Origin of the sequence: Candidatus Protofrankia datiscae (assembly GCF_000177615.2) — a bacterium.
In the GTDB taxonomy this organism is placed as follows: Bacteria; Actinomycetota; Actinomycetes; order Frankiales; family Frankiaceae; genus Protofrankia; species Protofrankia coriariae.
This window is the reverse complement of record NC_015656.1, coordinates 444,046-461,712: the sequence shown is the minus strand read 5'-3', so window position 1 is coordinate 461,712 and position 17,667 is coordinate 444,046. Positions and strand designations below refer to the sequence as shown.

The 17,667-nt window shown below is 69.9% G+C and carries 15 protein-coding genes and 2 pseudogenes; 3 read left to right on the top strand and 14 right to left on the bottom strand.

Annotation, left to right across the window (positions count from 1 at the left end; translation table 11 throughout):
- Both FSYMDG_RS27775 and FSYMDG_RS01950 read right to left on the bottom strand, forming a co-directional pair.
- Positions 1 to 291 (bottom strand): transposase, encoded by a 291-nt coding sequence (locus FSYMDG_RS27775; protein WP_043602641.1) that lies wholly within the window; start codon positions 289 to 291, stop codon positions 1 to 3.
- Positions 292 to 303: 12 nt separating this feature from the next.
- Positions 304 to 747: a DUF6444 domain-containing protein gene (locus FSYMDG_RS01950; RefSeq protein WP_013872898.1), complete on the bottom strand. Its 444-nt coding sequence runs from the start codon at positions 745 to 747 to the stop codon at positions 304 to 306.
- Between the two features lie 197 nt (positions 748 to 944).
- On the opposite strand from FSYMDG_RS01950, the gene FSYMDG_RS01945 reads away from it, so the two are divergent.
- Positions 945 to 1,673, top strand: a complete 729-nt coding sequence (locus tag FSYMDG_RS01945; protein WP_013871949.1) for a tyrosine-protein phosphatase — start codon at positions 945 to 947, stop codon at positions 1,671 to 1,673.
- A 313-nt stretch (positions 1,674 to 1,986) separates the two neighbouring features.
- Here FSYMDG_RS01945 and FSYMDG_RS29480 read toward each other — a convergent pair whose 3' ends face one another.
- The 7 genes from FSYMDG_RS29480 to FSYMDG_RS29910 all read right to left on the bottom strand — a co-directional run bounded on the left by FSYMDG_RS29480 (position 1,987) and on the right by FSYMDG_RS29910 (position 7,418).
- Entirely contained in the window at positions 1,987 to 2,238 is a 252-nt protein-coding gene (locus tag FSYMDG_RS29480) for a helix-turn-helix domain-containing protein (RefSeq protein WP_206438199.1), read from the bottom strand.
- Positions 2,225 to 2,410 (bottom strand): hypothetical protein, encoded by a 186-nt coding sequence (locus FSYMDG_RS25150; RefSeq protein WP_013871948.1) that lies wholly within the window; start codon positions 2,408 to 2,410, stop codon positions 2,225 to 2,227. The genes FSYMDG_RS29480 and FSYMDG_RS25150 overlap by 14 nt, the downstream gene beginning before the upstream one ends.
- 103 nt (positions 2,411 to 2,513) lie before the next feature.
- Positions 2,514 to 3,254: a GNAT family N-acetyltransferase gene (locus FSYMDG_RS01930; RefSeq protein ID WP_013871947.1), complete on the bottom strand. Its 741-nt coding sequence runs from the start codon at positions 3,252 to 3,254 to the stop codon at positions 2,514 to 2,516.
- Complete coding sequence (locus tag FSYMDG_RS01925) at positions 3,251 to 4,384, bottom strand: LLM class flavin-dependent oxidoreductase (RefSeq protein ID WP_013871946.1); 1,134 nt, start codon at positions 4,382 to 4,384, stop codon at positions 3,251 to 3,253. The genes FSYMDG_RS01930 and FSYMDG_RS01925 overlap by 4 nt, the downstream gene beginning before the upstream one ends.
- A gap of 28 nt (positions 4,385 to 4,412) precedes the next feature.
- Entirely contained in the window at positions 4,413 to 5,597 is a 1,185-nt protein-coding gene (locus tag FSYMDG_RS01920) for an LLM class flavin-dependent oxidoreductase (protein ID WP_013871945.1), read from the bottom strand.
- On the bottom strand, positions 5,594 to 7,015 hold the full coding sequence (locus FSYMDG_RS01915) for an NtaA/DmoA family FMN-dependent monooxygenase (RefSeq protein ID WP_013871944.1): 1,422 nt from the start codon (positions 7,013 to 7,015) through the stop codon (positions 5,594 to 5,596). The genes FSYMDG_RS01920 and FSYMDG_RS01915 overlap by 4 nt, the downstream gene beginning before the upstream one ends.
- 280 nt (positions 7,016 to 7,295) lie before the next feature.
- Positions 7,296 to 7,418 (bottom strand): putative leader peptide, encoded by a 123-nt coding sequence (locus FSYMDG_RS29910; protein WP_431307066.1) that lies wholly within the window; start codon positions 7,416 to 7,418, stop codon positions 7,296 to 7,298.
- A 475-nt stretch (positions 7,419 to 7,893) separates the two neighbouring features.
- On the opposite strand from FSYMDG_RS29910, the pseudogene FSYMDG_RS01910 reads away from it, so the two are divergent.
- Positions 7,894 to 8,990, top strand: a pseudogene (locus FSYMDG_RS01910) (LLM class flavin-dependent oxidoreductase).
- Here FSYMDG_RS01910 and FSYMDG_RS01905 read toward each other — a convergent pair.
- The 5 genes and pseudogenes from FSYMDG_RS01905 to FSYMDG_RS29905 form a co-directional block, all read right to left on the bottom strand.
- Complete coding sequence (locus FSYMDG_RS01905) at positions 8,942 to 10,678, bottom strand: dipeptide ABC transporter ATP-binding protein (protein WP_013871943.1); 1,737 nt, start codon at positions 10,676 to 10,678, stop codon at positions 8,942 to 8,944. The pseudogene FSYMDG_RS01910 and the gene FSYMDG_RS01905 overlap by 49 nt on opposite strands.
- The gene (locus tag FSYMDG_RS01900; RefSeq protein ID WP_013871942.1) at positions 10,675 to 11,598 is read right to left on the bottom strand and encodes an ABC transporter permease; all 924 of its coding nucleotides are present in this window, start codon (positions 11,596 to 11,598) and stop codon (positions 10,675 to 10,677) included. The genes FSYMDG_RS01905 and FSYMDG_RS01900 overlap by 4 nt, the downstream gene beginning before the upstream one ends.
- A gap of 19 nt (positions 11,599 to 11,617) precedes the next feature.
- Positions 11,618 to 12,576 (bottom strand): annotated as a pseudogene (locus FSYMDG_RS01895) (ABC transporter permease).
- A 159-nt stretch (positions 12,577 to 12,735) separates the two neighbouring features.
- Positions 12,736 to 14,367 carry an ABC transporter substrate-binding protein gene (locus FSYMDG_RS01890; protein ID WP_013871941.1) on the bottom strand — a complete coding sequence of 544 codons (1,632 nt, stop codon included), beginning with the start codon at positions 14,365 to 14,367 and terminating at the stop codon, positions 12,736 to 12,738.
- A gap of 289 nt (positions 14,368 to 14,656) precedes the next feature.
- Positions 14,657 to 14,848 (bottom strand): putative leader peptide, encoded by a 192-nt coding sequence (locus FSYMDG_RS29905; protein WP_420848660.1) that lies wholly within the window; start codon positions 14,846 to 14,848, stop codon positions 14,657 to 14,659.
- 549 nt (positions 14,849 to 15,397) lie between these two features.
- Between FSYMDG_RS29905 and FSYMDG_RS22520 the strand changes: the two genes are divergently transcribed.
- Positions 15,398 to 17,611: a protein kinase domain-containing protein gene (locus FSYMDG_RS22520; RefSeq protein WP_013871940.1), complete on the top strand. Its 2,214-nt coding sequence runs from the start codon at positions 15,398 to 15,400 to the stop codon at positions 17,609 to 17,611.
- The last annotated feature ends 56 nt before the right edge of the window (positions 17,612 to 17,667 follow it).

Below are 17,667 nucleotides of genomic sequence, written 5' to 3'. Positions count from 1 at the left end.
TTACTTCTGCTCGCTCGCGAAGAAGCTCGCCGCTTTTTTTAGGAAGGCGATGTCCATCTGCGCCTGCGCGTACTTCTTCCGGAGCTCCTCAAGTTCCGCGCGCTCCGACACCGACAGCGGCCGCTCCTCGGTCTCGCCGTTCTCCTTCGCCTTCTTCACCCAGTTTCCCAACGTGGTCTCGTGGATACCCAGACTCTTCGCGACCTCGGTCACCGACCGGCCCGAGTCGAGCACCAACCTTACTGCCTCGGATTTGTACTCCTGGGTGAACTTCCGGCGAGCTGACCCCATGACGCTCCTTCCCTATGGACAGCGAACCTCAGGTTCGCTGTCCACGGAAGCGGGATCACTCCAGTCGAACACCTGCCGCCGTTCGGTCCGGGTCACAGGCCGGCCCGCAAGCCCCGCCCCGCACCCCGCACACGGCCCCGGCTCATGCCGCAGGCGCACATCAGGCTCAGCGAGCATCCGCAGCGTCGATCCCGGATGCCCGCCCTGCCCACCGGGCCTGCGGCCGGTCTTCTTCCGCAGCGACTTCGGTGGCGGTTTCGCCAGCCCGTCCGAACTCGGTGGCTTCGCCGAGTTCCGCGAGTTCTTCGCGACCTGAGCTTCCAGCTCGGCGATCCGCACCCGCGCCTGTTCCAACGCCGCAGCGGTCTCGACCAGCTGCGCCCGCAGACTCACCACCAGCGCCGCGAGCTCGTCATACGACGGCACCGGCGGCGACGCGGGCGGACCATCCGACACACCCGGACCCTACGGCCCGATCAACCACACAGCACCAACGACCCGGGCCTTCAGGCCATCGAGGAGTCCCAGCCAGCCGGGAAACCAAAAACAAACGATCTACCAGACCTGACCAGTTACACCTGGTCGAGGTTGCGCGGGATGCGGGAGCTGGGAGAACAGCGGCGGTCAGTGCGGGTCGTCGTAAGGTGACCCATGTGAGGAGACATATTGCGTTTGAGCGTCTGCACAACTTCCGGGATCTGGGTGGCTACTGGGCCGCTGATGGCCGCACGGTGCGCTGGGGTCGGCTGTTTCGTTCCGACTCGCTGGGTAAGCTGCGGGGCCAGGACTGGGATCGTTTCCTCGCCCTGGATATCCGTACCGTAATCGACCTTCGATATCCCTGGGAGATCAAACGCAGTGGACGCGTCCCGCACTATCAGGAGCTGTCCTACCACAACCTGAGTATCGAGCATCAGCCGTATAACCAGGCAGGCCTAGACTCGGACGTCGAGCCCGCCCGTTTCCTGGCCGACAGGTACACCGAAATCGCCCACGACGGCATCAAGGAGCTGCGGCGTGCATTGAATGTCATTGCCGACAGCACCACTCCGCTGGTCTTCCACTGCCACTCCGGCAAAGATCGCACCGGTCTGCTGGCCATGCTGGTTCTTGCTCTGCTCGGGGTACACGAGGACGACATCGTCGCCGATTTTACCTTGACCGAGCTAGCCACCGAACGCCTGGTCGCTGAATGGCACGCTGATTACCCCGACCTGACTCTCAGGTGGCCCGCCTACGGCCGCGCCCCTGCTGAGATCATGCGGTTCTTCCTAGCCGACCTGATTACGCGGTACGGGTCGGTGTATGGCTATGCCGCTGAGCAACTCGACGTTGACGACGGCCTGGTGACAGCACTTCGCAGACAGCTATTGCATCCCTGAATCTGTCCCGCGAACCCGCAACCTGTGGGGGAAATTAAATATCGCCGTCCGTTACAGCACGCCTTATCGTCCGCGACTGAGATCGTTGCGCTGTATTTTGGAGGGAGGACGGGGCTGCGGGGAAGAATCTGAATCAGTACGGCTGGGGTTGTTCCGGAGACTGCGGGGAAAGGCAAGCGCAGTAATAGTCGCAGGAACGGTCGGGGATGAAGACTCAAGCGCGGCCCCTTGTGAATTGAGCGGAGCGGTGATCCTGGATCTGGGGGTACGCCAGGCCATGGAGGTGTCGGGGAGGTGGATGATCCAGTCAGTGTCACGGAAGTGGGAGGAGAGAGCGCGGCCGAGCCGGGTCGCGTCGAACGGTCCGCTGGATTCGAAGACGCCCAGGGACAACGGCCTGGGCGAACGCCCAGATGTGGCGGGAACTGGAGAAGCCCACCCCCGACCCCACGGCGGTGGCGAAATGGCGAGAGCAAGTCGATAGCAGCATGTCCTCGCGGCTCTCCAGACGAGAGACGGCGGCCTGGCCGACCCCGAGCTTCTTGGCGACCTCAGCCTGCGTCATCTGCGCGGCTTTGCGGATCATCGCGAGGTTCATTCGTGTGGGCCCGGTCCGTCTCCGCCGCCTCGTGCGCCTTGGCGACGTCGGCGGCAAGCTGGGGGTCGGACAGCAGCCGGTCAAGATGGTCGTTACCGCGGACGAACCTCGACTGGCCCGGGCTGGTGTCCTCTGCCATGGCTTCTCCTCGAAGGATGTCTCACGCTTCCACTGGTCGATCATCGGATCGGCGCGGACGGTCACCCCTCATGCCACTCTCGGAACGAGAGCACACGCGCGGGTCAGATGACCGGGGCGTTTTCGGGGAGGGGGTCGGGGACGCGGACGGCGAGGAAAGTCGCCTCGCGGCGGAAGCGGAAGCCCAGCGAGAGGTACAGCCGGATCGCGTTGGTGTTGGTCGCGACCGCGTGCAGGAACGGGGTTTCGCCGCGTTCGCGGATGCCGGCGGCCACCGCGCGCACCAACCGGCCTCCCAGCCCCTGGCTGCGGAAGGCGGGATCGGTGCAGACCGCGCTGACCTCCGTCCAGCCGGGTGGGTGCAGCCGCTCGCCAGCCATCGCCACGAGCGCGCCGTTGCGGCGGATGCCCAGGTAGGTGCCCAGTTCGATGGTGCGGGGCAGGAACGGGCCGGGTTTGGTGGCGGCGACCAGGGCAAGCATCTCCGGCACGTCCGACGGCTGGAGCCGGACGGCTTCGTCGTCGGGCGCGGCGGCGAGACCGTCGCCGACAAGCTGCACCCCGGCACCGCGCCTGACCACTTCCCACCCCCGTGGTGGCGGCACCGACACCCCGGCGAGCGGGACCAGCGCCCCCGGGCCGGCAAGGGCCGCCATGTCGTTCCAGTCGGCGGCGTCGGGCTGTTCGGGCAGTGCCACGAACGGGGAGACGTCGACCGGGTAGCGCAGCACGTTGCCACGCCGTTCGGCGAGATGCGCGTGCGCCCCGGTCAGCGACCAGCGGGCGGGGTTGTCCAGTGGATGCCGCTGGTCCGGGTCCTGCCGGCTGGCGGGGATGCGGCTCAACGGCGCTGCCACTCCTGGGCCAGCAGCTGGTAGGAGCGGACCCGGTCCGCATGGTCGTGGGTGATCGTGGTGATGATCAGCTCGTCGGCGCCGGTGGCGTCGCGCAGCTGCTCCAGTTGGTCCGCGACCTGCCCCGGCGAGCCGACGAACTGGGTCTCGACACGGTCTGCGACCAGCTCGCGGTCGGCGTCGCTCCACACGTGCCGGCGTGCCTCCTGCGGGGTCGGGAACGGGATGGCCCCCAGCGCGGTGCGGATGCTGTGCACCCACAGCCCGTAACCGGCGGCCAGCTCCCGCGCGGTGGCGGTGTCCTCGGCCACGACGACGTCGGCCGAGACGCTGACATAGGGCCGCTCAAGCTCGGCGGACGGGCGGAACGCGGCCCGGTAGCCCTCGGCGGCCTCCAACACGGTGGCAGGGCTGACGTGGTAATTCGCGGCGAAGCGCAGCCCTCTCTCCCCCGCGACGGTCGCGCTCTCACCCCCGCTGCTGCCGAGGATCCAGACCTGCACCTGCGCGCCCTCCCCGGGGACCACGTGAGCCTGTTCGCCCTCAGCGGAACGGTAGGTGCCGGCCAGCAGGGCAAGGACATCGCCGATCTGCTCAGTGTAGTTCTGCGACTGCGCGCCGGGGAGCTGCAGGAGCCCCTTCTGCAGCTCGAAGCGCGGCGAGTTGAGCAGATGCTCGAAGGAGAACCGGTGTGGGACGCGCAGCCCGTTGGGCGCGCGTCCGTCCACGACGGCTGTGCCGGCGCCGAGCAGGGCCGGCTCACGCTTCACCTCGTTCGGACGCCCGCCGGAACGACCCAGGCCAAGGTCGAGACGCCCGGGGTGCAGGGCGTCGATGAGCCCGAACTCCTCCACCGTCGACAGGGCGGTGCGATGCCCGAGCTGGACGGCGCCGGAGCCGAGCCGGATCGTCGAGGTGGCCGAGGCCGTCAGCGCCAGCAGGACCGCCGGCGAGGTGCCGGCCACGCCGGGGTTGAGGTGGTGTTCGGCGAACCAGTACCGGGCGTAGCCGAACCGCTCGGCCCGCTGGGCGAGATCGATGCTGTTGCGCAGCGCCTGCGCCGCGGTCGATCCGGCGGGGATCGGGACGAGGTCCAGGACGGCGAGCGGAGTCGTGACCATGACAGGCTTCCTTACTCATAGACACGGCCTAGACGGCGGCGGGCGCGGGTCCGTCCACGGTCGGTAACGATGCGGCGGATGACGATGCGTTCGGTGACGACGGCGACGACGAGGACGGCTGAGACGACGAGGAGAGCGGGGCGGACGGGGACGGCTCGGCGAGCACCGGGGCCCACGGCCAGGGCGGGTCCGGGATCTCGCGGCGCAGCACCGGGGCGATGTCGGACTGGAACAGCTCCAGGCTGGCGCGGTGCTGGGCGTCGGTGAGGCCGCCGGCGTCGGCGTGCAGGTGCAGCACGCTGTGCCCGAACCGCTCGTGGTAACGGTGCACCTTCTCGATGACCTGCTGCGGGCTGCCGATCAGCGCGGAGCTGCGTTCGACGAAGTCCTCCAGCGTCGGGAACACCGGTTCCACATCGAGCCGCCGCTGGAAGGCGAGATACCCCTCGAACACCGGCCGGTAGGCGGCGATGGCGTCCTGGGAGTTGCGTTCCGCGTAGTAGCCGGCCGTGCCGGCACCGACCGCCGCCAGCGCCGGGTCGTGGCCGTAATGCTCCCACCGCTCACGGTAGTACTGGACCAGTTCGGCGTACGGCTCGATCGGGTTGGTGACGTTGGCCGAGAACAGCGGGTCCCCGTAGCGGGCGGCCAGATCGACCGACTCCCTGCTGGTGGCGCTGCCGTGCCAGACGCGGATCGGCTGTTGCAGCGGCCGGGGCCAGACCTCGGCGTCCCGCAGCACCGGGCGGAACCGTGGGTCGGCGGTGATCCTGTCCTCGCGCCAGATCCGGCGGAAGAGCTCGTAGGACTCGGCGTTGCGGTCCCACTGGTCGTCGGGGGTGACGTGGAACAGCTCCCGCTGGGCGGCGCCGTTGCCCTTACCGATGATCAGCTCCAGCCGTCCGCCGGAGAGGTGGTCGAGGGTGGCGTAGTCCTCGTACGCCCGCACCGGGTCGAGCAGGCTCAGCGTGGTGACGGCGGTGAACAGCCGGATCCGGCTGGTGAGCGCGGCCAGGTGGCTGAGCACCACCGGCGGGGAGGAGGAGATGAACGGTCGTTCGTGCCGTTCGCCCACCCCGAAGCCGTCAAAGCCGAGTTCCTCGGCCAGCAGCGCGTTGTCGATCACCTCGCGGAACCGGTCGGCGGTCGACTTCCGCGCCCCGGTGACCGGGTTCGGGGCATGCACGATCAGGGTGATGGTCAGGAACTTCACGACACGGCCCTCGCCGCCGACCCCGGCCCGGCAGCGGACGCACCGGGCGCGTCGGACGTGCCTGACACGGCGGGGACGAGCGGCGCAAGACCGAGATGGTCACGCAAGGTAACGCCTTCGTACTCGGTGCGGAACACGCCCCGTTCCTGCAGCAGCGGGACCACGGTGTCGACGAAGCCGTCCAGCCCGCCGGGGGTGACGTGCGGGACGAGAATGAACCCGTCGCTGGCGTCGGCCTGCACAAGATCGTTGATCGCGCTGGCCACCGTCGCAGGGGAGCCGACGAACGTCTGCCGCCCGGTGACCTCGATGATCAGTTCTCGGGTGGAGAGGTTCTTCGCCTCGGCGAGCTGGCGCCACTGGTTCGCGGTGGCCAGCCTGTCCCCGAACATGCGCACGCTGGCCCGGCCGCGGGCGACCGTGTGCTCCCCGGGATCGGGGTCGACGGCGGGCAGCGGCCCGTCCGGGTCGTGGTCGGAGAGGTCACGGTTCCACAGCTGCTCGAGGAACTGGATCGCCGTGCCACCACTGACCTGCTGGAGCCGGACCTCGTGCGCGATCTCGGCGGCCTCGGCGTCGGTGTCGCCGAGCACGAACGTCGCCGCGGGCAGGATCAGCAACTGGTCGCGGGCACGGCCATAGCGGGCCAGCCGTCTCTTGACGTCGGCGTAGAACGCCTGCCCGGCCTCCAGGGCGCCGTGCCGACTGAAGATCGCGTCCGCGCCTGAGGCGGCGAACTCCCGCCCCTCGTCGGAGTCGCCCGCCTGGAAGATGACGGGACGTCCCTGCGGGCTGCGCGGGACGTTGAACTGGCCGGCGATGTCGAAATGCGCGTCACGGTGGGTGAACCTGCCCGGGTGCGGGTCGCGCAGGAACACCCCGGTCTCCCCGTCGGCGACGATCTCGTCACCACGCCAGGAGTCGAACAGCGCCCAGGCCGTCCGCAGGAACGTCCTGGCCCGCGCGTAACGCTGATCTTCGGGCAGGAAGCCGCCGCGGCGGAAGTTCTCGCCGGTGAAGGCGTCCCAGGAGGTGACCACGTTCCACGCCGCCCGGCCGCCGGAAAGATGGTCGAGGCTGGCGAACTGCCGCGCCACCTCGTAGGGCTCGTTGAACGTGGAGTTGATCGTGCCGGCCAGGCCGAGCCGGTCGGTGACCGCGGCGAGCGCGGCCAGCACCGTGAAGGTGTCCGGCCGGCCCACCACGTCGAGGTCGTGGATCAGCCCGTTCTGCTCGCGTAGCCGCAGCCCCTCGGCAAGGAAGAGGAAATCGAACTTTCCGCGTTCGGCGGTCCGCGCGAAATGGACGAAAGAGCCGAATTCGATATGACTGCCCGCCGCCGGATCACTCCACACGGTGGTGTTGTTGACGCCTGGAAAGTGCGCGGCGAGATGGATCTGCTTGATCGGCCTGCTCATCGTCCGATACCCCTTTCAGACGGTTGCCAGCGCGGCCGTGGGCCGGCGGCGCGGCGGTGTCAACACGAGCGGCGCTGTCAGCGCGAGCGGGAACAGGCCCATCCGGTCACGACGCGCGGGAGCCGGTAGGGTCGGCGGCGACAGACCAGGTCGGGCGCGGCGGATCGTCAAGTGCGGCGGATCGTCGGGTACGACGGGCCCGAACTGGATCCGGGCCGGACCCGATCAGGTCGGGCGGACAGCGCGTATGTCAGAAATGCTCAGGTCAGCGGGGCTCGGGTCAGGGTGGACAGAGCGCGCCGGCGACACGGCACAGATCGATGTGCCGGCGCAGAAACGAACTGATCACACCACGTCGTGACCCGGATATGCGGACGGCAGACGGGCCTGGGATCAGCCGCATGCGCCGCCACCTCCTGTCGATCGATACTTCCCGCCGATCGATGCCCGGCCGGCCCTGCCCGACGCCCGGCCCGTGGACCGAAACGCCCAGCCGGCCCCACGTCTTCGGGGCGCCCGCCGCGAGGGAGGCTGCCAGCCGGCGAGCCTCGCCGGCCAGCGAGGCCACAGCCCGCCGCCGACACTCATGACCTTTCTCGAAGGTACCACCGTGAGCCACCGGCAACGCCTATTTCCCATCGATATACTCGGCATTGTTTGATCATTCGATTCTGATCAATTATCTTGATCGATTATTTTGATCGATCGCCTTGATCAATTACCTTGATCGCCCGTGCTTGATCGCCCGCGCGGAATACGAGAGCCGCGGACATGCGGCCGAATCGATTTCCGCCGGGCACGGCTGACGGAAGATCGGATCGGCGGATGACCACAATGACCGCACACGCCCCGAACGCCCGCCCGAACGTGGTCGTACTATGACCACGCGCTACCACTGGTTCCTGCCAACCGGGGGTGACGGCCGGAGCCTGGCCTCCGGAGTGCACGGGCTCGGCATCGGCGGGGTGCTGGAACCCGCCCGCGCCGGCCGGCCCGCGTCACTGACCTACCTCACCCAGCTGGCGCAGGCCGTCGACTCGCTCGGCTACGAGGCGGTGCTGACCCCGACCGGCGCGCACTGCGCCGACGCCTGGGTCGTGTGACGGCGGCGCTGATCGCGCAGACCCGCCGATTGAAGTTCCTCGTCGCGTTCCGTCCCGGCCTGATCGAACCGGCGCTGGCCGCCCACATGGCCGCGACCTTCCAACAGCTCTCGGACGGCCGGCTGCAGCTCAACGTCGTCACCGGCAGCAGCGGTGCCGAGCAGCGCGCCTACGGCGACCAGCTCGACCACGACGCCCGCTACGCGCGGGCCGAGGAGTTCCTGCGGATCGTGCGCCGACTGTGGAGCGGCGCCGAGTTCGACCACCACGGCACGTTCTACGATCTTGAGAATGCCGTGCTGCGCGACCCGCCGACTCCACTGCCAGAGGTCTACCTGGGCGGCTCGTCCGAGGCCGCGATGGCCGTCGCGGCCCGGCAGGCCGAGGTCTACCTGAGCTGGGGCGAGCCGCCGGCCCTGCTTGCCGAGAAGATCGACCGGGTGCGTGAGCTGGCCGCGGAACAGGGCCGGCGGCTACGGTTCGGCCTGCGCATCCACGTCGTCACCCGGGATACCGCCGACCGGGCGTGGGCCGACGCCGACCGGCTCATCGCCGGCCTGGACGACGCCGCGATCTCCGCCGGGCAGCGACGGCTGCGCACCCTGGAGTCGGTGGGCCAGCGGCGGATGCTCGACCTGCACGGCGGCTCGCGCGACCGGCTGGTCGTGGGGCCGAACCTGTGGGCGGGCATCGGCCTGGTGCGCGGCGGCGCCGGCACCGCCCTGGTCGGCAGCCACGAGGAGGTCGCCGAGCGGATCGCCGAGTACCGCGCCGTCGGCGTCGAGGAGTTCGTCCTGTCGGGCTACCCGCACCTGGAGGAGGCCTACGCCTTCGCCGAGGGTGTGCGTCCGCTGCTGGGCGAAGCGGCCTGACGCTGTTGCGACCATCTGGGGATCGCCTCCAGCAGCGCGCGGGTGTAGTCGTGCCGGGGGCTGGTGAACAGGTCGTCCGTCGGGCCGGTCTCCACGATCTGCCCGGCCCGCATCACCGCCACCCGGTGGGCGATCTGCCGCACGACGGCCAGGTCGTGTGAGATGAACAGATAGGCCACGCCGGTGTCGGCCTGCAGTTCGGCGAGCAGTTCGAGGACCTGCGCCTGCACGGACGCGTCCAGGGCGGAGACGGGCTCGTCGCAGACGACGAGCTGGGGTGCCAGCGCCAGCGCGCGGGCGATCGCGACCCGCTGCCGCTGCCCACCGGAAAGCTCGGCGGGTCTGCGTTCGAGGACCGAGGCCGGCAGCGCGACCCGGTCGAGCAGGTCCCGGGCGCGGGCGGTGCGGGAAGCCCGGTCGCCGACCCCGAACGCGCGCAACGGTTCAGCGATCACCTCTTTGATCGAGAACCGTGGGTCGAGGGACGCGTAGGGGTTCTGGTAGATGATCTGAGCCTGCCGGCGCAGCCGCCGCAGCCGCGCTCCCCTGGCGGCCGTGACGTCGTCACCGTCCAGCACGATCCGGCCGGCGGTCGGATCCACCAGGCGCAGGACGAGGCGGGCGGTGGTGGACTTGCCCGAACCCGACTCACCGACCAGGGCCAGCGTCTCGTGGCGGTTGACGGTGAAGCTGACGTCACTGACCGCACGTAGCGTACGGGCGGAGCCGCCGGCCGTACGGGGCAGCGGGAACTCCTTGACGAGGTTGTCGACCACGACGAGTGGCTGCTCGGCGACGACCGAAGGTTCGACAGCTACCGAAGGTGACGTTCGGGCCCGCGGCACGGTATGCGCGGTGTGTACGACGGCGAGGCTCGGGGCGCTGTGCAGCAGTTGCTGGGTGTAGGGGTCGCGGGGGCTGTCGAGAATCTGGGCTGTGGGCCCGCTCTCCACGATCCGGCCCTGCGACATCACCGCGATGCGTTGCGCGCGGTCCGCGGCGACACCGAGGTCATGGGTGACGAGCAGGACGGCGGTGCCGAGCTCGTCGGCCAGGTGCTGGATATGGTCGAGGATCAGCCGCTGCACGGTGATGTCCAGGGCGCTGGTCGGCTCGTCAGCAATGATCATCTTGGGTTGTGCCGCGATCGCGATGGCGATCAGCGCCCGCTGCCGCATGCCGCCGGACAGCTCGTGCGGATACTGCCGGGCACGGATCTCCGGTTCGGCGAGGCCGGCCCGCTCCAGCAGCGCGACCGCCTCCAGCGGAGCCGAACGACGGGTGGCCAGCCGATGGATGCGCAGCACCTCTGCCACCTGGACGCCGATCCGTTTCACCGGGTTGAGGGAGACGGTGGGGTCCTGCGGGACGAGCCCGATCCGGGCACCGCGGATGGCACGAAGTTCCCGCTCCGACAGGGCGGCGAGGTCGTGGCCGCCGAACCGGACGCTGCCGGCGTCGATGTGTCCCCCGGCCGGCAGCAGCCCGACGATCGCGTGCGCCAGCGTGCTCTTGCCCGAGCCGGACTCGCCGACCAGTGCGACGATCTCGCCCGGCTCGACGTCGAGGTCGACGCCCTGGACGGCGGGCAACGGCCCGGTGCGGGTGCGGTACGACACGGACAGCCCCCGGATCGCGAGCAGGCCCGCGCCGGTGCCGCCGTGACTGTCGGTACGGTGATCGGTCATCGTTGGTTGGCCCATTCTCCGTCCAGTGCGCGGGCGATGCGGTTGGTCGCCAGTACCGTCGCCGCCACGGTCAGGCCGGGCAGCGTCGACAGCCACCACGCGTTGGCCAGGTAGTTGCGGCCGTCGGAGACGAGCGTGCCCCACTCCGGCGCCGGCGGCGCGGCGCCGTAACCGAGGAAGCTCAGTGAGGACACCGCCAGCACCGCGGTCCCGAAGTCGAGCGTTGCCAGCACGATGACCGGCCCTGTCGCGTTGGGCAGCACATGCCGTCCGAGCACGCTGTACCAGCGTGTCCCCGACGAACGCGCGGCCTCGACGAAGACGGCCTGGCGCACCCTGAGCACCTCGGCGCGCATGACCCGGGCGAAGCTGGCCACGCTGGCGATCCCCACCGCGACGGCGACCTTCACCGTGCCGTATCCCAGCGCCGTCACCAGCGCCAGCGACAGGAACAGAGCCGGGATGGACAGCAGCACGTCGACGAAGCGCATCAGCACGTCCTCGACCCAGCGGCCGACGAATCCGGCGACCAGCCCGAGTGTCCCACCGACGACGAACGCGACCGCGACAGCGATCAGCGTCGCCTTCAGTGACAGCGCCGCCCCGTGCACGACCCGGGCGTAGGTGTCGCGGCCCAGTTCGTCGGTACCGAACCAGTGGTGGGCGCTGGGCGGCTGGAAGTTGTCGGCCGGCACCCCCAGCAGCGGGTCACGCCCGGTGAACAACGTCGGCCAGAACGCGGCCAGCGCCACCAGCGCCACCACGATCAGCGACAGCACCAGGCCGGGGCGGCGCAGGAAGAACCGCGACAGCCGCCGCACGTCCACGCCCAGCCGCGGGCCCGGCGTCGGCGCTGTTGCTTCGACCTGTGCTTCGAGCCCGGCCCGGGTGGCCGGGTCGGCGGCCAGTGACCGGCTCACGGGGTGCTCCTTCGCACGCTCACGCGGTACTCCTTCGCGCGGTGGCGGCTACCACGATCCGCGGGTCCAACAGCGGGTAGATCAGGTCGACGACCAGGTTGACCAGCACGAAGACCAGCGCGCCGAAGACGACGACCCCCTGCACCACCGGGATGTCCTGGATGGAGACCGCGGCGGCGGTAACCCGGCCGAGGCCGTTGCGGGCGAAGACCGTCTCGATCACGACGGCGTTGGCCATCAGCTGCCCGACCAGCAGACCGATGATCGTCAGTGCTGGCAGGGAGGCGTTACGCAACGCGTGGCCGAGGTGGATGCGGGCCCGTCCGGCGCCCTTGGCCCGGGCCGTCTGCACATATGGCTCGTCCAGCGTGGTGAGCAGGCTCTTGGCCAGCAGCTGCGCGACCATCGCGCCGGTGGGGATCGCCAGGGTGACCGCCGGCAGGATCAGGCCACGCAGCCCGTCGTTGCCGAAGGCCGGAAACAGCCGTATCCGGAAGGAGAACAGCTGGACGATCATCAGACCGATCCAGAACGTCGGGATCGACACTCCCAGTGACGGCAGCGACAGCAGGATCTGCCGCAGCCAGCGCTGCGAGGTGTAGGTCGCGAACAGGGCCAGCCCGCCGCCGAAGAGCGTCGCGAGCAGCAGCGCCATGCCGGTGAGCTGCAGCGTCTGCGGCAGCGCGTCGGCGATCACGGAGGTCACCGACCGACCGGTGGACACCGAGTTGCCGAAGTCACCGCGCAGCGCCCTGCCCAGATAGTCGGCTACTGCACCAGCACCGGCTTGTCGAACCCGTACTGTTTCTTCAGCTCGTCAAGCCGCGCCGGATCGACGACGGAGGAGTCCATCCCGGCGCCGGCCATCGCCGAGACCGGGTCGCCGGGCAGGTAGTCCAGCACCAGGAACGACAGCGTGTAGGCCGCCCACAGCACGCCGACCGCCTGCGCGAGACGCCTGATCACGTAACGTCGCATCCGCTGCCCTCCTCTCGATCGACGCCGGTGTCCCGGCCCTCATGCCTTACGGCCCGCGGGTGTCCTGGCCCTCGCGCACCATCTCTCGCGCGAGGGCCGGGACCCCGCCCAGCCTGTTCCAGTAGGTCAGATTGCCGTCCAGCCACCGGCTGGTGCCGGTCAGCTCTTCCAGGTGTCGTGCAGCTGAATCCGGCTGGACGCCTCGAAGTCCAGGTTGTGGACGTTCTTCGACACGCCCAGCTCGGTCTGCAGCTCCACGACCGGGATGACGTAGGCGTTCTGCACGATCAGCTGCTGGGCCTGGGCCACCAGGTCCCGCCGCTTGGCCGGATCCGGCTCGGCCGCCTGGGCGGTGAGGACGCTGTCGAGCTGGGTCGGCGGCAGCCGGTACGCGTTCGCCAGCTGCGTGGAGTACAGGGTGCGCAGGATGTCGGGGTCGGCGCGGGTCAGGTTGCCCCACAGCACGTCGAAGTCACCCGACCGCTGGAGCTGGGCCGCCTGCGCGATCTGCAGCTCCTTCAGCACGATGTCGGCACCGACCGCCTTCAGCTGCTGCTGGATCAGCTCCAGCGTCGACTTGTTGGTGGCCGCGTTGGCGAACCAGCTCACCGTCAGGCGCAGCGGGACGCCGTCCTTCCGCCGGATCCCGTCGGCGCCGGGCACCCAGCCGGCTGCGTCCAGCAGCGATCTGGCCTGGGCGGCGTCGAAGCGCAGGTCCGAGCCGAGGTCCTTGTAGCTGGGGGTCGTGTGCGCCAGGATGCTCGTCGCCGGCTGGGTGCCGGTCGGGAACACCGTGTCGGCGATCTGCTTGCGGTCGATGGCGAACAGGATGGCCTGCCGCACCTTCTGATCCTGCAGGATCGGCCTGGAGTTGTTCAGCCCCAGGTTGAACACCACCCCCGGGTTGGCCCGTGCCTGCAGGTTGGCGCCGCCGCCCCGCAGCGCCGCCTCGTCGGCGCGGCTCACGCTGCCGATCGCGTCGACCTGGCCGGAGGTCAGGCTGGCGCTGCGCACGCCCGCCTCCGGGACCACCTTGAACGCGAGCGTGTCCAGGTACGCCTCGCCCTTCTTCGTCCACAGGGACGAGCCCCAGTTGTAGCCGGTGCGCTTCGTCAGCGTGATCGCCTGGGCCGGTTCGTACTTCGACAGCACGAACGGGCCCGACCCGATCACGCCCTCACCGCACCGCTGCTGCGGGGTTTTGGCGATGCTCGCCCCCGACACCAGCCCCAGCGAGAACGTCGACGTGGCCTGCAGGAACTGGGCGTTCGACTGTTTGAACGCGACCGCGGCGGTAAGATCGTCGACCACCGTGGTGCCCTCGTAACCGCTGAGGTAGCCCGTCCCCAGGACGGCCAGCGCGCCCAGCTTCGGTATCGCGTCGAAGTTGTCCTTGACCGACCGCGCGTTCACCGGTGTCCCGTCGCTGAACGTCGCGCCGGGCCGCAGGTGGAAGGTGAACGTCCTCGCGTCCGGGCTGATCTCCCAGCGTTCCGCCAGCCACGGCACGATCTCGCCCGTCCGGGGATCCTGGTCGGTCAGCGAGTCGACGATCTGCCGCAGCGAGTAGACCGTGTCGTTGCTGCCCGCCTGCTGCGGGTCCACACATCCCGCGTCCGAGCCCACCGCGAAGGTCAGCGTGCCCCCCGGGCGGGGCGCGCCGGCGCTCGAGCCGCTGGCGGGCTCGTCGTCATCGGAGGAGCCGCAGGCGCCCACCAGCGTCGCGGCCGCGGCGAAAGCGGCAACAACCACCGCCCACCGGGCGGGCCCAGACCGGGATGATCTATTCACAACAGTCCTTTCCTGCGAGGGAGCCGAGGGAGGCAACCGGCGGGGCCGTATGCCCGCATCCCTGAAATCCCGGGGACCATGGCAAAGCCACCGGGCAAACGACGAGCAGAACAATGCGTGGCATGACGGACACCTGACGCCGACCCACACAACGTCGGGATCACCACGGGCAGGGGCATGAGCCGGCATATGACGGTGAGGACGCACCCCGAGTCACGCTCGGCAACACAGTGATGCCACGGAAGCGCCGGACACGGCCATCCGCGGCCGACGGTGAGCGGAGCTGGTATCAGCTCAGGCGCTGGTGGCTACGACACAGACAGCTCGTCACCCGCTGCAGATCGATATGCCGACGTGAGAACGTCGCCGGGGTGACACAGCAGGGCGAAACAGCGCAGACACGGCCATGCGACTGCTGCACGCTGGTTCCTCCTACAACCACGCACGCGCCCACACGACCGCTTCGTCGCGCCAGGCTCATATCTGGAGCGCCCGACCGCGGACAATGCTGCCGGCCAGCGAGCCAGAACTTGACGCCGACGTTCGGGGCCAGAAGCTACTCGCCCACAGATCACCCGTCAATGTCGACCGACAAGGTGAAAAATCGCCTGACCGAACCGGCCGTGCCCGGTCACGCGCGGTATCGCCCAGCCCACCGGACTCTTCGATCATCTGGTCCAGGATCCACCGGGCCCGTGCCCAGTCCGGCTCGGCAGCGGCAGGCCCGACGAAACGGGCCGGCGCCGACTCCACCCGACCAGTACCGACGGCCCGCCGCGCCTTCGCTGCGGCCTCTTCCGGAACACTGACAGCGATCGTCCGAAAATCGCAACGTGGCGCCATGTAACAACGTGGTGTGACGCAAGTTCTGTCGGAGAACGGGCCGTCGGAGAACGGGCTGTCGGGGACTGGACTGTCGGGCCGTTACGGCGCCCGGCCATGAGACCGTGGGCAGCTACTTGTAGTGGACGAGGCGGATCGCCGGTCATGGGGGGATTCGTCAGATCATGGTCCGGGTGGGAGTCCAGCCATGCAGCCACTGAGGTCGGACGATCCTGCCCAGGTCGGCCCGTACAAGCTGGTTGGACGGTTGGGTGCCGGCGGAATGGGCCGCGTCTACCTGGGTCGCTCACCGGCCGGCCGCGCCGTGGCGGTGAAGGTCGTCCGACCCGAACTCGCCGACGACCCGCAGTTCCGGGACAGGTTCGGCCACGAGGTGCAGGCCGCTCGGGCTGTCAGCGGCGCGTACACGGCCGCGGTCATCGACGCCGACCCGACGGCCGAGCGCCCCTGGCTTGCCACCGCCTACGTGCCCGGGCTGTCCCTCGCCGAGACCATCCGCCGGACGGGCCCGCTCCCCCAGGAGTCGGTGCGCACGCTCGCCGCCGGCCTCGCCGAAGCGCTCGCCGCCGTGCACCGGGCCGGGCTCGTCCACCGGGACCTCAAACCGTCGAACGTGCTGCTGGCCACCGACGGCCCGCGGGTCATCGACTTCGGGATCTCCCGCGCGGCCGACGCCACCGGGCTCACCCTGACCGGTGGTGTGCTGGGCTCACCCGGCTTCATGGCACCCGAACAGATCACCGGCGGTGAGATCGGCCCACCGTGCGACGTGTTCGCCCTCGGCGCGCTCATCGCCTTCGCCGTGACCGGCCGGGAGCCGTTCGGGACCGGCCCCACTCCGGCGCTGGTCTACCGGCTGGTCCACAGCGAGCCGGCCCTCGACGGCATCGACGGCGACCTGCGCGAGCTCGTCACCGCCTGCCTGGCGAAGGATCCCGCAACCCGGCCGGCCCTGACGGACGTGCTGGCCCGGCTCACCGGTCAGGATCAGGAAACGACCCTCCTGCGGCCCGGCCCGGGCTGGCTGCCACCACCGGTGGCCGACATGCTGCGCACCCACGCGGCAGCCACCGGCACGGGCCGGCCGTCCAACGCCGGTCAGTCGCCCGCGGCGGTATCCGTAGCCGCGGCCTCGGCGGCCGTTCCCGTACCCGGGGACGATCAGAAGCGCGGGACCGCGGGGGGTATCGCGGCTGCCACGCCAGCGACCCCGGCCGCGCCTGCACCCGCATCCGCATTCGGCCCGGTGCCCGGGCTCGCCCCCGCGCCAGCGCCCGTGCCCGCAACGGCTGGCGGGGATCCCGCCGGGCCTGCCGCATCATCCCCCGCGTCCGTACCAGCGCCAGCGACGGTCGGGGGAAGTCCCGCCAGCTCCGCCGCACCTTCCACGTCCACGCCTTCTGCTTCCGTGCCGGCATCTGAAACGGACGACGGGCCCCACTCACGCCTCGGCCCCGGTGACGTCAGGTCACCGGTCGACGCGGCCGGCACGGTCGACGCGGCCGGCATCCAGGCCGAAGCTGTCACGATCCGAGCTGGATCTGTCGCCGCACATGCTGAAGCCAGCACTGTCCGAGCCGAACCGGTCACCGTACAGGACGAAACGGTCCTGACGCAGGACGAAACGGTCACCGCCCAGCCGGTGGCGCACGGACCCGTCACGGCACCGCCGGCGACGTCGCGGACCCGGATCTGGAGCCGGCGCGGGGCCCCGCTGGCGGTCGGGGCCGCCGTGCTCGCCGCCGTTGTTGTCGCGACCGTCATCGGCCTGGCCGCGGCCGCGAACGGGCCCGCCGAACAGGCCGCGGCAGCCGGCGACGCACGGCTCGAAGCCACGGCGTCGCCCATCGCGCACCCCGCGTCGACGGCCACCAGCCCACCGCCGGACCTGTCAGCTACCACGTCCACCAACACGTCCACGCAGGCCCCCGCGGCGGCGACCGCACCGGAGGCGCTGGCAGGCGGCGGACAGCCGGCCGTTACGGGCGGTGGGCCAGCAGCCGCCCGACCCGTACCTGCGGCGGCACCCAGAGCGGGCACCAACGTGCCACCACCGGCGCCGGCCGCTCAGCCACCAGCCGCTCAGCCACCGGCCGCCCACACGTTCAGCTTCGCCGGGAGCCTGACCCGGTACTCGTGCGCGGACGAGGGACGCCTGGTCTCCGCCCGCACCACGGACGGCGTCCTGGCCACGTTCAGCAACCAGAGCCCGGAAACCGTACAGATCTACTGGCTCGACTTCGACGGCTCCCGAGTGGCCTACGCCCCGGCCCTCACCGCGGGCAACGCCTATTCGAGCAACACCTACGTCAACCACCTGTGGCTCGTCGCCAACTCAAGCGGCCGCTGCCTGGCCATCTTCACCGCCGGCACCTCCGGCGGCCGAGTCACCGTTTATTAGTGCCGTCGAGGTGATCCATTGTCAGGACAGACCACAGGGCAACCACTCAGCACCCC